At 66.7% G+C, this 14,472-nt stretch carries 12 protein-coding genes; 7 read left to right on the forward strand and 5 right to left on the reverse strand.

The features are described from left to right. The first annotated feature begins 11 nt into the window (after positions 1–11). A complete protein-coding gene (gene ltrA, locus ACY34H_RS15460) occupies positions 12–1,376 on the forward strand; it encodes a group II intron reverse transcriptase/maturase (RefSeq protein WP_464977593.1) in 1,365 nt (454 codons plus the stop codon). A gap of 137 nt (positions 1,377–1,513) precedes the next feature. Here ltrA and mnmH read toward each other — a convergent pair whose 3' ends face one another. Next, entirely contained in the window at positions 1,514–2,569 is a 1,056-nt protein-coding gene (mnmH, locus tag ACY34H_RS15465) for a tRNA 2-selenouridine(34) synthase MnmH (protein WP_464978356.1), read from the reverse strand. Then, positions 2,566–3,228 carry an arylesterase gene (locus tag ACY34H_RS15470; RefSeq protein WP_464978357.1) on the reverse strand — a complete coding sequence of 221 codons (663 nt, stop codon included), beginning with the start codon at positions 3,226–3,228 and terminating at the stop codon, positions 2,566–2,568. The genes mnmH and ACY34H_RS15470 overlap by 4 nt, the downstream gene beginning before the upstream one ends. 31 nt (positions 3,229–3,259) lie before the next feature. On the opposite strand from ACY34H_RS15470, the gene ACY34H_RS15475 reads away from it, so the two are divergent. Further along, positions 3,260–3,976 (forward strand): ABC transporter ATP-binding protein, encoded by a 717-nt coding sequence (locus tag ACY34H_RS15475; protein ID WP_464978593.1) that lies wholly within the window; start codon positions 3,260–3,262, stop codon positions 3,974–3,976. Between the two features lie 4 nt (positions 3,977–3,980). Here the strand turns inward: ACY34H_RS15475 and ACY34H_RS15480 are convergent, their stop codons facing one another. Continuing rightward, positions 3,981–5,510, reverse strand: coding sequence for an NAD(P)H-hydrate dehydratase (locus ACY34H_RS15480; protein ID WP_464978358.1), 1,530 nt, complete (start codon positions 5,508–5,510; stop codon positions 3,981–3,983). 81 nt (positions 5,511–5,591) lie between these two features. On the opposite strand from ACY34H_RS15480, the gene ACY34H_RS15485 reads away from it, so the two are divergent. Beyond that, the gene (locus ACY34H_RS15485; RefSeq protein ID WP_464978359.1) at positions 5,592–9,188 is read left to right on the forward strand and encodes a hydantoinase B/oxoprolinase family protein; all 3,597 of its coding nucleotides are present in this window, start codon (positions 5,592–5,594) and stop codon (positions 9,186–9,188) included. A 60-nt stretch (positions 9,189–9,248) separates the two neighbouring features. On the opposite strand, the gene ACY34H_RS15490 is transcribed toward ACY34H_RS15485, so the two are convergent. Together ACY34H_RS15490 and ACY34H_RS15495 are read right to left on the reverse strand one after the other, a co-directional pair. Then, positions 9,249–9,437, reverse strand: coding sequence for a type II toxin-antitoxin system antitoxin (locus ACY34H_RS15490; protein WP_464978360.1), 189 nt, complete (start codon positions 9,435–9,437; stop codon positions 9,249–9,251). Positions 9,438–9,445: 8 nt separating this feature from the next. Next, positions 9,446–10,327, reverse strand: coding sequence for an SPFH domain-containing protein (locus ACY34H_RS15495; protein WP_464978361.1), 882 nt, complete (start codon positions 10,325–10,327; stop codon positions 9,446–9,448). Positions 10,328–10,542: 215 nt separating this feature from the next. Here ACY34H_RS15495 and ACY34H_RS15500 point away from each other — a divergent pair, with 215 nt between their 5' ends. From ACY34H_RS15500 to ACY34H_RS15515, 4 genes are read left to right on the forward strand one after another with little or no spacing between them, the layout of a single operon-like run. Beyond that, entirely contained in the window at positions 10,543–11,232 is a 690-nt protein-coding gene (locus ACY34H_RS15500) for a YIP1 family protein (protein ID WP_464978362.1), read from the forward strand. A 6-nt stretch (positions 11,233–11,238) separates the two neighbouring features. Next, positions 11,239–12,480 (forward strand): efflux RND transporter periplasmic adaptor subunit, encoded by a 1,242-nt coding sequence (locus ACY34H_RS15505; protein WP_464978363.1) that lies wholly within the window; start codon positions 11,239–11,241, stop codon positions 12,478–12,480. A 32-nt stretch (positions 12,481–12,512) separates the two neighbouring features. Then, positions 12,513–13,175 (forward strand): ABC transporter ATP-binding protein, encoded by a 663-nt coding sequence (locus ACY34H_RS15510; protein WP_464978364.1) that lies wholly within the window; start codon positions 12,513–12,515, stop codon positions 13,173–13,175. Then, the gene (locus tag ACY34H_RS15515) at positions 13,172–14,392 is read left to right on the forward strand and encodes an ABC transporter permease (RefSeq protein WP_464978365.1); all 1,221 of its coding nucleotides are present in this window, start codon (positions 13,172–13,174) and stop codon (positions 14,390–14,392) included. The genes ACY34H_RS15510 and ACY34H_RS15515 overlap by 4 nt, the downstream gene beginning before the upstream one ends. Positions 14,393–14,472: the final 80 nt, after the last annotated feature.

Here is a 14,472-nt window from a genome sequence, read left to right on the forward strand (position 1 = left end):
TTTTTTCCGGCATGTCGATACAACAGGCAATGCGTCAGATGCCCGCGTCAGCGGGGCGGGAGGCCGTAGGTCAGGGTGAAGCCTTGGCTGCAACTTCCAGCGACGAAGCCTGTGGTCCGCGACATGTGTCAGGAAACGCAGGATCGGCGCTGCTGCAAGCAGCGCTGAGAAGGGAAAATCTGCTGCAGGCGTTCAAGCGTGTGCGTGCCAACAAGGGCGCAGCCGGGGTGGATGGTCGGGACATTGACGAAACCTCGCGCTATCTGGCCGTCGCCTGGCCGGAAATACGCGAACAACTGCTGGCAGGGACGTACCGGCCCCGCCCGGTACGAAGGGTGACGATCCCGAAGCCCGACGGTGGCGAGCGTGAGCTCGGCATCCCGACGGTGACGGATCGGCTGATCCAGCAAGCACTGCTCCAGGTGCTGCAACCGATTCTTGACCCCACTTTCAGCGAGCACAGCTACGGTTTTCGTCCCGGTCGGCGTGCGCAGGATGCGGTACTTGCCGCTCGGGCGTATGTCCAGTCGGGACGACGGATCGTAGTGGACGTGGACCTGTCGAAGTTCTTCGACCGGGTCAACCACGACATCCTGATCGACCGCCTACGGAAACGCATCAATGACGCTGGAGTAATCTGGCTGGTCCGCGCTTATCTGAACAGCGGCATCATGGACCATGGCGTGGTGCAGTCGCGGAACGAGGGGACGCCGCAAGGCGGGCCGCTGTCGCCGCTACTGGCCAACGTCCTGCTCGATGAAGTGGACAAGGAACTGGAACGTCGCGGCCATTGCTTTGCGCGCTATGCCGATGATGCGAACGTCTACGTGCGCAGCAAGCATGCTGGCGAGCGGGTGATGGCGTTGCTGCGCCGTCTCTATGACAAGTTGCACCTCGTGGTCAACGAAGGCAAGAGTGCGGTGGGTAGCGCCTTTGGTCGTAAATTCCTCGGTTACAGCCTCTGGGCTGATCGCAGTGGCGTCAAACTCAAGGTCGCGGATAAGCCGCTGGCAACATTCAAGCAGCGTATTCGGGAATTGACGTGGCGCTCTGGCGGCAAAAGCATGGCACAAGTCGTCGACAACCTGCGCCGCTACATGCTTGGCTGGAAAGGGTACTTCAAGCTGGCTCAAACGCCGAAGGTTTGGCGGAAACTCGATGAGTGGCTGCGCCACAGGCTGAGAGCGATCCAGCTCAAGCACTGGAAGCGTGGAAAAACCATGTATCGGGAATTGCGCAATCTAGGGGCGTCGGAAACGGTTGCGAAGCGGGTAGCCGCTAGCAGCCGATGCTGGTGGCGAAACGCTGATCGGTTGCTGAAAACAGTCCTCACGATCGCTTATTTCGACCGGCTTGGCGTACCACGCCTGTCCTGACCTCAACTACTCGAACCGCCCGGTGCGGACCCGCATGCCGGGTGGTGTGGCAGGGGCGCAGCTTACATTAGCTGCCCCCTATGCCGATTGGATCAGCTTGGCGGCAGTGCTGACGCGCAGCGCGGGCCGCACGGCGATCAGTCCTCGTGCAGTGCGCGTGCGGCTGCCAGGAACGAAGCCGGCGCGATGTCCGGCAAGTCGATCGCGCGGGCCTGCTCGTATTGCGTGAAGTTGCGATGGATCGAGCGCGTATAGGCGGGGTCGTAATGATCGACCAGCAGTTCGTCGACCAGTTCGGGCATGCGGCCGTCGAGGGCCATCTGCTGCCATTTGCCGATCCTTTCCTTGCCGTGCAGGTCGGACAGGTAGGATAGCTGCGTGTTCAATGCCGGTGCGTTGCAGGCGAAGTGCTGATAGTCCTCGATCAGCAGTTGCACGCGGTGCTCGCGCGCCACCTGCAAGGCGATGCATGGCGAGGCACGCATCCGTTCCATCAGGGCCGCTGGAACACGCAGTGCGCCGACCTTCTTGCTCTCCGATTCGACGAACACCGGCAGTGCCGGATCGAAGCGGCGCAGCCGGTCCCAGATCGAGGTCTCGAACGCTTTCTGTGTCGGCTGCGGCTGGCAGGGCAGGTTGCCCAGCACGGAGCCCCGGTGCGCCGCCAGCTGTTCCAGGTCCAGCACCTGGGCACCGACCGCTTCGAGCGTGTCCAGCAACCGCGTCTTGCCGCTGCCCGTGGTGCCGCAGATCACCCGGAAGTCCAGTTCCGGTGCCTGTTCCAGGTCCGCATTGATACGATTGCGGAACGCCTTGTAGCCGCCCTCGAGCTGCACCACGGGCCAGCCGATCTTCGCCAGGATGTGCGCCATCGAACCGCTGCGGTTGCCGCCGCGCCAGCAGTAGACCAGCGGGGTCCACTCGCGCGGCTTGTCGTGCCACAGGGTGTCGATATGGTGCGCGATGTTCGCCGCCACCATCGGCGCGCCTACCTTCTTAGCCTCGAACGGGCCGGCCTGCTTGTACAGCGTGCCGACCACGATGCGCTGCTCGTCGTCGAGCACCGGGCAGTTGATCGCGTTCGGCAGGTGGTCGAGTGCGAACTCGGCCGGCGTGCGGGCATCGATGATCGTGTCGAACGCGTCGAGCCGGGCCAGCACGTCGTCGATGCGGAGGATTTCGGGATACTTCATTTCGTCCTTAAGATGGGCTGCAGGTGCGGCCAGATGTTGTTCAGGATGATCGGGTGGGCGCTGGCGAGCGGGTGGATGCGGTCGGCCTGGAACAGTTCCATCTTCTCGGCCACGCCGTCGAGCATGAAAGGTGCCAGTGCCACTTTCTCATCGCGGCTGATGGCGTCGTACATCGCATAGAACTTTTCCGCATAATCGCGGCCATAGTTCGGCGGAATGCGGATACCGACCAGCAGTACGCGTGCGCCGGCATCGCGCGCCTGCTTGACCATCGCCCGCAGGTTGCTGTCGGCGGATCGCACCGGCAAGCCACGCAGGCCGTCGTTGGCGCCCAGTTCCAGCACGACGAAATCGGGCCGGTGCTTCTTCAGCAGGGCCGGCAGCCGCGTGCGGCCGCCGCTGGTGGTTTCGCCGCTGACGCTGGCGTTGACGATGCGGATATCCTGTTTCTGCGCCTGCAGCTTGCGCTCGAGCAGTGCGACCCAGCCGGTGCCGCGCGCCAGGCCATATTCGGCAGACAGGCTGTCGCCCACCACGAGCAGCGTTTTTGGGGCAGAATAGGCGCTCGCCGGGCTGCCCCACAGCAGCAGCGTGGCACAGAGACAGATGCAGAAACGCGAACCGATACTTTTCACCAAGCCAAGCAAACCTTCGACCATGCCAGATTTTCCTCACGCGACAGCCAATTTCATTCCAGACTCGCCTGCGCTGCATGCCGGCGGCACACCTGCCGCCAGCGCCGGCGCCGCCGCCATCGCGGTAACGGGCCTGACCAAGCGCGTGGCCGATGCAAGCGGCGAGCTGACCATTTTGCACAGCGTGGATTTTACCGTGCAAAAGGCCGAGACGCTGGCAATCGTCGGCGCATCGGGATCGGGCAAGTCCACGCTGCTTGGCCTGCTGGCCGGGCTCGATACGCCGAGCGACGGCAAGGTGCTGATCGATGGCACCGACATCTTCGCGCTGGATGAAGACGGCCGTGCCGCGCTGCGCAAGGCCAAGCTGGGGTTTGTCTTCCAGTCGTTCCAGCTGCTGCCGCACCTGACAGCCGTGGAAAACGTGATGCTGCCGCTGGAACTGGCGGGCGACAGCGAAGCGAAACCCAAGGCGGAGGCGATGCTGGGCCGGGTAGGGCTGTCCAGCCGGCTGAAGCATTATCCGAAATACCTGTCCGGCGGCGAGCAGCAGCGCGTGGCGCTCGCCCGTGCCTTTGTCACGCAGCCGCCGCTTCTGCTGGCGGACGAGCCCACCGGCAGCCTCGACGCCGCTACCGGCGAAGCGGTGATCCAGCTGATGTTCGAACTCAATCGCGAACATGGTTCCACGCTGGTGCTGGTGACGCACGATCCGGCGATGGCGGCACGCTGCGGCCGCACCATCACGATCGCCGCCGGGCGGCTGGTGTAACCGGCTACTGCGCCGGTTGCGCCGTGGGCGGGGCGGCCTGCTGTGCGACCAGGCGGTTCATCGCCACGCGGATCGTCGCGATCAGCTCACCCGCGGTCAGGCCGATCGGGCCGGCGCCTTCGGCCACCAGCATGTCCGCCGCGATGCCGTGCAGCCAGACCGCGGCCAGTGCCGCTTCCCAGGCCGGCCAGCCCTGTGCCAGCAGTGCGCCGGCCAGGCCGGCCAGCACATCGCCGGTGCCGGCCGTGGCCAGGCCCGCATTGCCGGTCGGGTTGATCGCAAGCCGGCCATCCGGCGCGGCGATCACCGTGCCCGAACCTTTCAGGACCACGCACGCATTGAGCCGCTGCGCCAGCGTGCGCGCTGCCGCCGGGCGATCGGCCTGCACTGTGCCGACCGGGATGTCGAGCAGGCGTGCCGCTTCCAGCGGATGCGGCGTGGCCAGCGTGGGCGCCGGGCGCTGCGCGACCGCGGCACGCAGCGATGCATCGGCGGCCAGCAGGTTCAGCGCATCGGCGTCGAGCAGCAAGGGCTGCTGCGATGCCACTGCGCCTGCCAGCAGCCGCCCGGCCTCGTCATCGCCGCCGAGCCCGGGGCCCGCTACCGTGACGCCCGCCGTAAAGTCGACGTCGCGCGCGGCGCGGCACATCAGTTCAGGCTGGCCCGCATCCACCGCCAGTGGCGTGCCGGCAAAGCACAGGTAGACGCGGCCCGCGCCGGCATGCAGCGCGGTGCGGCCGGCCAGCACCGGGGCGCCCGCCATGCCTGGTGCGCCACCCAGCACGAATACGTTGCCGTAACTGCCCTTGTGGCTGTTGTGCCGCCGGGTGCGCGCCTGCCGCGCAAAGAATGCCGGATCGTTCAGGTGCATCGATGCCGGCGGCAGCAGCGCGGGGGCGATGCCCAGGTCGGCCACGATGATGTTGCCCGCATGGTCGCGGCCATCGCAGGTGTGCAGGCCCGGCTTGTCGCCGATGAAGGTGACGGTATGGGTGGCGCGCACGGCGTTGCCCTGCGGGCCGACGATGCAACCGGTATCCGCGTCGAGTCCGCTCGGCACGTCCAGCGCAAGCACCGGACAGGCCAGCGCGTTGACCGCGTCCACCAGCATGGCCGGCATGCCATCGAGCGGACGTCGCAGGCCGATGCCGAACAGGCCATCCACCACCAGATTCCAGCCGCCCGCCGCGATGTCCGCCGGCACCGGGTCGACGAAGCGCGCCGCGCTGGCGCGGGCCCGCTCGTACGCCCGGTCCCGCTCTGGCGCGGTGGCGCCGGCGGGCGCGATGTGGACCACCGAAACGTGCGCGCCGGCACGCGCCAGGTGCGCGGCGACCTCGAACGCGTCGCCGCCATTGTTACCGGGGCCCGCCAGCACCAGCACCTGCGCGCGCGGCGTGGCGAACGGCAGCAGGTCGAGCGCGACGCCGGCCGCGGCGCGCCCGGCGCGCTCCATCAGCATGCCTTCCGGCTGCCCGACGGCTGCCAGGCGTTCGACATCGCGGATCTGGACAACGCTGTACAGGGGATTCATGGCCGCGCCTCGCGTGATGGATACAAGCCGATAGAATAGCGTTTTTTGCAAACCTGGCACTTTTGACCGCGGGAGCGAGGCATGGACTGGCAATTCTGGATCGATCGGGGCGGCACCTTCACGGACATCGTCGCGCGGCGCCCGGACGGCACGCTGGCGACGCACAAGCTGCTCTCCGAGAACCCGGAGCGCTATCGTGACGCGGCGCTGGCCGGTATCCGCCACCTGCTCGGCATCGGCGCCGGCGAGGCGGTGCCGCGCGGCCTGGTTGGCGCCGTCAAGATGGGGACGACCGTGGCGACCAATGCGCTGCTCGAACGCAAGGGCGAGCCGACCGTACTGGCCATCACCAGGGGCTTCGGCGATGCGCTGCGCATCGCCTACCAGAACCGCCCGCGGCTGTTCGACCGCCACATCGTGCTGCCGGAACTGCTGTACGGGCAGGTGATCGAGATCGACGAACGCATGGGTGCCCATGGCGAAGTCGTGCTGCCGCTCGATGCAACGGCGGCACGCGCAGGATTGCAGGCCGCATACGACCAGGGCTACCGTTCGTTGGCAATCGTCTTCATGCACGGCTACCGCTTCACGGACCACGAACGGGCAGTGGCCCGCATCGCCAGGGAACTGGGCTATCACCAGGTGTCGCTGTCACATGAAGCCAGCCCGCTGATGAAGCTCGTGGCCCGCGGCGACACCACCGTGGTCGATGCCTACCTGTCGCCGATCCTGCGCCGCTACGTCGACCAGGTCGCCGCCGAACTGCCTGGCGTGAACCTGCAGTTCATGCAGTCCAATGGCGGATTGACGGACGCGCTGGCATTCCAGGGCAAGGACAGCATCCTGTCCGGCCCGGCCGGCGGCATCGTCGGCATGGTGCGGGCCAGCCGGCTGGCCGGGTTCGACAAGGTGATCGGCTTCGACATGGGCGGCACGTCGACCGACGTATCGCATTACGCCGGCGAATTCGAGCGCGTGTTCGAGACCCAGGTGGCCGGCGTGCGGATACGCGCACCGATGATGAGCATTCACACGGTGGCGGCCGGCGGCGGTTCGATCCTCCATTTCGACGGCAGCCGGCTGCGCGTGGGACCGGACAGCGCCGGAGCCGATCCCGGACCGGCCAGCTACCGGCGCGGCGGGCCGCTGGCCGTCACCGACTGCAACGTCATGCTGGGCAAGATCCAGCCTGATGAGTTCCCCCACGTGTTCGGCTCCGATGGCAAGCAGCCGCTCGATGCGGAGACGGTACGCGCGCGCTTTGCGGCCTTGGCTGGCGACATCGCGCGGGCGGGCGGTGCCGCGACGACACCGGAACAGGTGGCCGCCGGCTTCATCGAGATCGCCGTCGGCAACATGGCCAATGCAATCAAGCAGATCTCGGTACAGCGAGGCCACGACGTGACCGGCTATGCCCTGACGAGTTTCGGCGGCGCGGGCGGCCAGCACGCCTGCCTGGTGGCCGACGCGCTGGGCATGAAGACCGTGTTCATCCACTCGCTGGCCGGCGTCCTGTCCGCCTACGGCATGGGGCTGGCGGACCAGGTCGCGATGCGCGAGCAGGCCGTCGAGCGCCCGCTGGCAGGCGCCACGCTGCCCGCGCTGGCGGCGGCGCTCGATACCCTGGTGGACCTCGCCTGTGGCGACCTGCGAAAGCAGGGTGTCGGCAGGGACCGCATCGTCACGATGCGCCGGGTGCATCTGCGTTACGAAGGCACCGATTCCGCGCTGGCCGTCACGTTCGGCGACGAACCGGACATGCGCGAGCAGTTCACGCAGGCATACCGGAAGCGCTTCTCGTTCCTGATGCCAGGCCGGGCATTGATCGTCGAGGCAGTGTCGGTGGAGGCGATCGGCAAGTCCGATGCACCGGAGGAGGCGGTGCCCGTGCGCCCCCAGCGCGACGGCGCGGCGCGGCCCGATCGTGCGGTGCCGATGTACAGCGCGGGCGAATGGCGCGACACCGCGTTGTACCGTCGCGCAGGCCTGCGCAGCGGCGACGTGGTGAATGGTCCGGCGATCATTGCCGAGGCCAACGCCACCACCGTCGTCGAGGCGGGCTGGCAGGCGCAGGTGACGCCGCAGGACCACCTGGTACTCACGCGCGTCGAAGCGTTGCCGGCGCGCAGGGCGATCGGCACCACGGCCGACCCGGTCATGCTGGAGATTTTCAACAACCTGTTCATGTCGATCGCCGAACAGATGGGATTGCGCTTGCAGAACACAGCGCATTCGGTAAATATCAAGGAGCGCCTCGACTTTTCCTGCGCGATCTTCGATGGCGACGGCAACCTGATCGCCAACGCGCCGCACATGCCGGTACACCTGGGCTCGATGGGTGAGAGTATCAAGCGCGTCATTCACGCCAACGCAGGATCGATGCGGCCAGGCGACGTCTACATGCTGAACGATCCATATAACGGCGGCACCCATCTGCCGGACGTGACGGTGATCACGCCGGTCTTCGATGCCGCCGGTGCCGCAATCCTGTTCTATGTGGGCTCGCGCGGCCACCATGCCGACATCGGCGGCACCACGCCGGGCTCGATGCCGCCCGACTCGCGCACGATCGTCGAGGAGGGGGTGCTGATCGATAATTTCAAGCTGGTCGACGGCGGCGTGCTGCGCGAGGCGGAAACCCGTGCGTTGCTGTCGGAGGCGCGCTACCCGGCACGCAATCCGGACCAGAACCTGGCGGACCTGCGCGCCCAGGTCGCCGCCAACCAGAAAGGCGTCGAAGAGCTGCACCGGATGGTGGACCACTTCGGCCTGGACGTAGTACGCGCGTACATGGGCCACGTGCAGGACAACGCCGAGGAAGCCGTGCGGCGCGTGATCGGCGCGCTGCGCGATGGGGCTTATGCGGTGGACCTCGACAATGGCGCGCGGATCAGCGTGGCCGTCAAGGTCGACGCGGCGGCGCGCAGCGCGACGATCGACTTCACGGGCACGTCCGCGCAACTGGACAACAACTTCAACGCGCCGTCGGCCGTCTGCATGGCGGCAGTGCTGTACGTGTTCCGCACTCTGGTGGACGACGACATCCCCCTCAATGCCGGCTGCCTGAAGCCGCTGCGCGTGATCATTCCCCCGGGGTCGATGCTCAACCCCCGGCCTCCGGCCTCGGTGGTCTCGGGAAATGTCGAAACCTCGACCTGCATCACCAATGCGCTGTACGGCGCACTGGGCGTGATGGCGGCCGCGCAGGGCACGATGAACAATTTTACGTTCGGCAGCAGCCGCCATCAGTACTACGAGACCATCAGCGGCGGTTCCGGCGCCGGCCCCGGTTTCGACGGCACCGACGTGGTCCAGACCAATATGACGAACTCGCGGTTGACCGACCCCGAGATCCTCGAGTTCCGTTTCCCCGTACGCCTGGACAGCTATGCGATCCGGCATGGCTCGGGTGGGGCCGGGCGCTGGCGCGGCGGGAACGGCGGCGTGCGGCGCATCCGCTTCCTCGAACCGATGACCGCGGCGATCCTGTCGAACAACCGGATTCACGCGCCGTTCGGCATGGACGGCGGCGCGCCGGGCGCACTGGGCAGGAACGCCGTGGAGCGCGCCGACGGCAGGGTGGAGGAACTGGGGCACATCGGCAAGACGGCAATGGCGCCGGGGGATGTGTTCGTCATCGAAACGCCCGGCGGCGGCGGCTTCGGCAAGCCGGAGTGAAGAGTGCGTGGCCTGGAGATGCCGGGCTGGGCCAGTCAGGCCACCCGGCGGCCGCGGCCATCAGGCTTCGTCGTCCGGGCCAGGCGCGGGTGGCTGCATCTTGATGCCCCGGCGCGCCAGCGCCTCGCGCAACAGGAATTCGATTTCCGCATTCACGCTGCGCAGGTCGTTTGCCGCCAGCCGCTGCAGCTCGGCCCATAATGCCGGATCGATCCGCAGCGGATAGGCTTTTTTACCGGGACTTGCCATGGTGCTCTTCAGTTATACAGGGTGCCCGCGTTGATGATCGGCTGTGCGTTCTGGTCCGAGCAGAGCACCACCAGCAGATTGCTGACCATGGCCGCCTTGCGTTCCGGGTCGAGTTCGACGATGTCGCGCTCCGCCAGCGCTTTCAGCGCGGAGTCCACCATGGTGACCGCGCCGTGCACGATCTTGGCGCGGGCACTGATGATGGCCTCGGCCTGCTGCCGGCGCAGCATCACCTGGGCGATTTCCGGCGCGTAGGCCAGGTGCGTGAGCTTGGCATCGACCGTTTCCACGCCCGCGGCCTCGAAACGAGCCTGCAGTTCGGTGCGCAACGCCATCGCCACTTCATTGGCACCGGCCCGCAGCGTGGTTTCCCCCGCGACCAGGTCGTCCGCTTCGTCGTAGGCATACTGCGAGGCCAGGTGCCGCAGCGCCGCGTCGGCCTGGATCGATACATAGCGCTCGAAATCGTCGACCTCGAACACGGCCTGCGCCGTATCCTGAACGCGCCAGACCACCGCGGCACCGATCTCGATCGGGTTGCCGCGCTTGTCGTTGACCTTCAGCGTGGCGACGTTCAGGTTGCGGGCGCGTACCGTCAGCTTGCGCTTGCGGTACAGCGGGAAAGCCCAGCGCAATCCCTCGCTGCGGTCGGTGCCGACGTACTTGCCGAACAGGGTGAGAATCGCGGTTTCGTTCGGCTGCAGCATGTACAGCCCGACGGCGAGGAACACGCCGGCGGCGATCATCAGAATGCCCGGCAGCAGCAGCAAACCGCGCAGCGCCAGCGCGCCGGCGATCACGAGCAGGACGCCTCCCGCCGCCGCCAGATAACCGTTGATTGAAGTGAAGCGCGATTCCTGGCGGGCTTCTTGCCGGATCTGTGCAGCCATGCTGTTCTCCCTGTGGACGTTCAATTATTGTTAAGTGACCTCAAAGTGATATCACTTTAAGATCTTCATGGCATACTTGTCAAGCGCTGCCGCTCACCGGCATGACTGATGCGATGAGGGTGATGACAAGGGTGATATTCAGTGAGAATTACAGTCATGCCGCAGAGCTACAATGACAAGCCCGGCGCCGCCGGCGATCACCGACAGGGAGAATCATGAGTGCCAGTCTTGCCGATCTCGGCCGAATCCTCTTCGAACCCGGTGCCGTATTCGCTCGGCTGAAGACGCGCTGCAGTCCGTGGCTGCCGCTGCTCCCGCTCCTGGGCCTGAATGCCGCGGTGATGTACTGGTGGGTCGCCACGGCCGATTTCGGCTGGCTGCGCCAGCGGATGACTGCCAATGTGCCGGACATGACGCCGCAGGCCCGGGCAGCACTGGAGGCGACGATCGCACCGATGCCGATGCTGTTGACGATACTTGCCGGTCTTGTCATCGGCACGCTGGTCGCCTATGCTCTTTTTGCCGGATATTTCCTGTTGGCCGGCAAGACCCTGAATACCGATATCCGCTTCAGCCAGTGGTTTTGCTTCGTCAGCTGGCTTGGCGTGCCGAAACTGTTGCTGGTGCCATTGATGGCGCTGCAAGTTGCGCTGTCGGAAGGCCGGGTTGCAGCCGAGGATCTGAACCTTGCCTCGCTGGCGTCGCTGCTGCACCTCGATCCGGGGAATCCCTGGGCCGGCTTCGCCGCCGGCCTCGATTTCACCACGGTGTGGGCGGTGGTGCTGGCCGCCGTCGGCCTGCGCGTGTGGACCGGCTGCAGCGCGCGCGCCGCTGCCGTGACCGCGGTACTGCCGACTGCCGTGATCTACGGCGTTTGGGCGGCATGGATCATTCTTTTCTCCTGAGGCAGCATGCAGCGTAAATGGATAGTGGCCGCGGTCATCGCGGCCTGCCTGGCGGTACCGGTGGCCAGCAAGTTCCTGGTACAACCCAAGGGCCGCGAAGTCGACGTCGCGAAGGTGGCCCCGCTGGAGATCCGTGCCACGATCCTGGCGACCGGCCAGCTCGTCTTCCGCCAGGAAGTGCAGTTGTCCGCCGAAGTGATCGGCAAGGTCGCCGCCGTGCTGGTGCAGGAGGGCGACCGCGTGGAGAAGGGGCAGACGCTGTTGCGGCTGGATCCGACGGTGTACCTGGCCGAGGTGGCCCAGCAGGAAGCAAACCGACGCAGCGCGTCGATCGCCATCGAGCGTGCGCAGATCAACCTGGCCAACCAGAAGCGTGCGCTGGACAGGGCCCAACGCCTGTACCAGGCGAAGTTCATCGACATCTCGAAGCATGACGATGCGGTGCACCAGGCCGAGCTGGCGCAGGTCGAGCTGCGCGCCAGCCGTGAAGCGCTGGGGCAGGCGGAAGCGCTGCTGTCGCAGGCCCGCGAACGCCTGGCCAAGACCGAGGTGCGCGCGCCGATCGACGGCACCGTGACCGCGCTGCCGATCAAGGTCGGCGAAACGGCCGTGGCCAGCGCGACCGGGATCGCCGGCTCGTCGCTGATGACGATCGCCGACATGGGCGCGATCATCGCCGAAGTCAATGTCGACGAGGCCGACATCGCCCAGGTCGCGGTAGGCCAGCCTGCCAAGGTCTTCCCGGCCGCCTACCCGGAACAGCCGATCGGCGGCAAGGTCGAACAGATCGCCATGGCGCCCCGCGCGGCCCAGCCGGGTGCCGCCGCCCAGGGCCGCAGCTATGTGGTCAAGCTGCGGCTCGACGAGACCCGGCCGGCGCTGCGCTCGGGAATGACGTCGCGTGTCGAGATTGCGGCCGGCGCCACCGTGAAGCGGCCGGCGATCCCGCTGCAGGCCCTGCTCAACGATGCCCAGGGCGGCCGCGGTACCGCACAGGGTGGCTATTACGCCTACGCGCTCGTGAATGGGCGGGCCGTGAAGAAAGCGGTGCAGGTCGGCGTGTCCGACGATACCAACCAGGAAGTGCTGAAGGGGCTGGCCGTGGGCGACATGGTAGCCATCGGCCCGGCCCGGGTGCTCCGCGAACTGAACGACGGCGACCCGGTCACGCCCGCGCCGACGGCGCCCGCGGGCGCCACCGCGGAGTCGTCGGCCACGGCATCGAAAGCGGCGGGGGCAGCCCGGTGATCCGGCTGAAGGGGCTGTGCAAGCATTACCGGATGGGTGACCAGACCGTGCATGCGCTGCGCGATGTCGACCTGGCGATCGAGCGCAACGAACTGGTGGCGTTCATCGGCGCGTCGGGCTCGGGCAAGTCGACGATGATGAGCATCATCGGCTGCCTGGACCGCCCCAGCAGCGGCGAGTTCAGGCTCACTGGCAGCGACGTCGCGCGCATGGATGACGATGAACTGGCCCGCGTGCGTAACCGCGAGATCGGCTTCATCTTCCAGAGCTTTCACCTGCTGCCGCGCATGACGGCGCTCGACAACGTGGCGCAGCCACTGGTCTACCGCGGGATGGCGCCGGCGGCGCGCCGCGAGATGGCGGTGCATGCGCTGCAACGGGTCGGGCTGGAGGCGCGCATGCACCACCGCCCCAACGAGCTTTCCGGCGGCCAGCGGCAGCGCGTGGCGATCGCCCGCGCCCTGGTCGGCGCGCCGGCGCTGCTGCTGGCCGACGAGCCGACCGGCAACCTGGATTCGGCGACGACGCGCGACATCCTGGCGCTGATCCGCGAAGTCCACGCGGCAGGACAGACGGTGGTGATGGTCACGCACGAGCCCGATATCGCCGCGCAGTGCCAGCGCGTGGTGCGGCTGCAGGACGGCCAGGTTGTCTCCGACACCCGCGCCGCTGGCGACAGGGCGGAGCCGGCATGATACTGCTGCGTGAAAGCCTGCGTTCCGCGCTGGCGTCGATCCTGGCCCACCGCTTGCGCAGTTTTCTCACGGCGCTGGGCATCATCATCGGCGTGGCGTCCGTGATCACCGTGATCTCGCTGATCCAGGGATTGTCGAAAAGCGTGTCGGACCAGTTCACGGGGCTGGGCGGTACCAGCGTGACGATTCGCGCCCACAACGACATGAAGGACCAGATGCGCGGCAAGATCAACTACCTGCGCCTGGAAGACGTGGAACAGATCCGGCTGCGCGGCGAGGGCATCCGCTACGTGAGCCCGGTGTTCTCGCCCGGCTTTTCCGAAGTGCGCTACATGGGGACCACGACGACGGCACGGGTGCTCGCCACATCGCCCAGCTACCAGGACGTGAACCAGCGCTATACGCGGCTGGGGCGATTCCTCAGCGAGCCGGACGATGCGCGGGCGCGGCGCGTGGCCGTCATCGGCGAAGACCTGATCGCCGAGCTGCACCTGCCGGCCGACCCGCTCGGCAAGTTCATTTTCTATGGCGGCGAGTGGTTCAAGATCGTCGGCGTGCAGGAAAAGCAGGGTGCCGTGTTCGGCATGTCGCAGGACAATCAGCTGATCATTCCTTTCAGTACCGGGCGCAGCATCCTCGGCAACAACCGCCAGCCGAACCTGTCGATCACGGTAGCGGTCAACGAACTCGCGGACCTGGACGGAACCATCCGGCAACTGTCGGGCGTGATGCGCGCCGCGCACCGCCTGAAGCCGGGGCAGCCGGACGATTTCGAGATACAGTCGGCCGAGCAGCTGGCGCAAAGCTTCGAGAAGATCAGCACGATGGTGACGCTGGTGATGGGCGGCGTGGTCGGCATCGCACTGCTGGTGGGCGGCATCGGCATCATGAACATCATGCTGGTGTCGGTGAAGGAGCGCACGCGCGAGATCGGCATCTGCAAGGCGATCGGCGCGCGCAGCCGCGACATCATGGCCCAGTTCCTCGTCGAGGCAGTGATCCTGGCGACGCTGGGCGGCTTGATCGGGCTGGTGCTGGGTTACGTGCTGGGCGCCGTCATCGCGAGCCTGATTCCGGATTTTCCGCCGGCCGTGGTGCCCTGGTGGGCGGTGGCGTTGTCGCTGCTGTTTTCCGGCGGTGTCGGCATCGTGTTCGGCGTGATGCCGGCGCGGCAGGCGGCGCGGCTCGACCCGATCGAGGCGCTGCGCTACGAGTGACGCGGTGATTTATTGCTTATTGGATATGATTACCGCTCTCCGCACCGGGGAGTCCCTATAAAGTACCCGTTGAAACAGGT

The sequence above is a fragment of the Pseudoduganella sp. jia 9 genome (genome assembly GCF_055502615.1).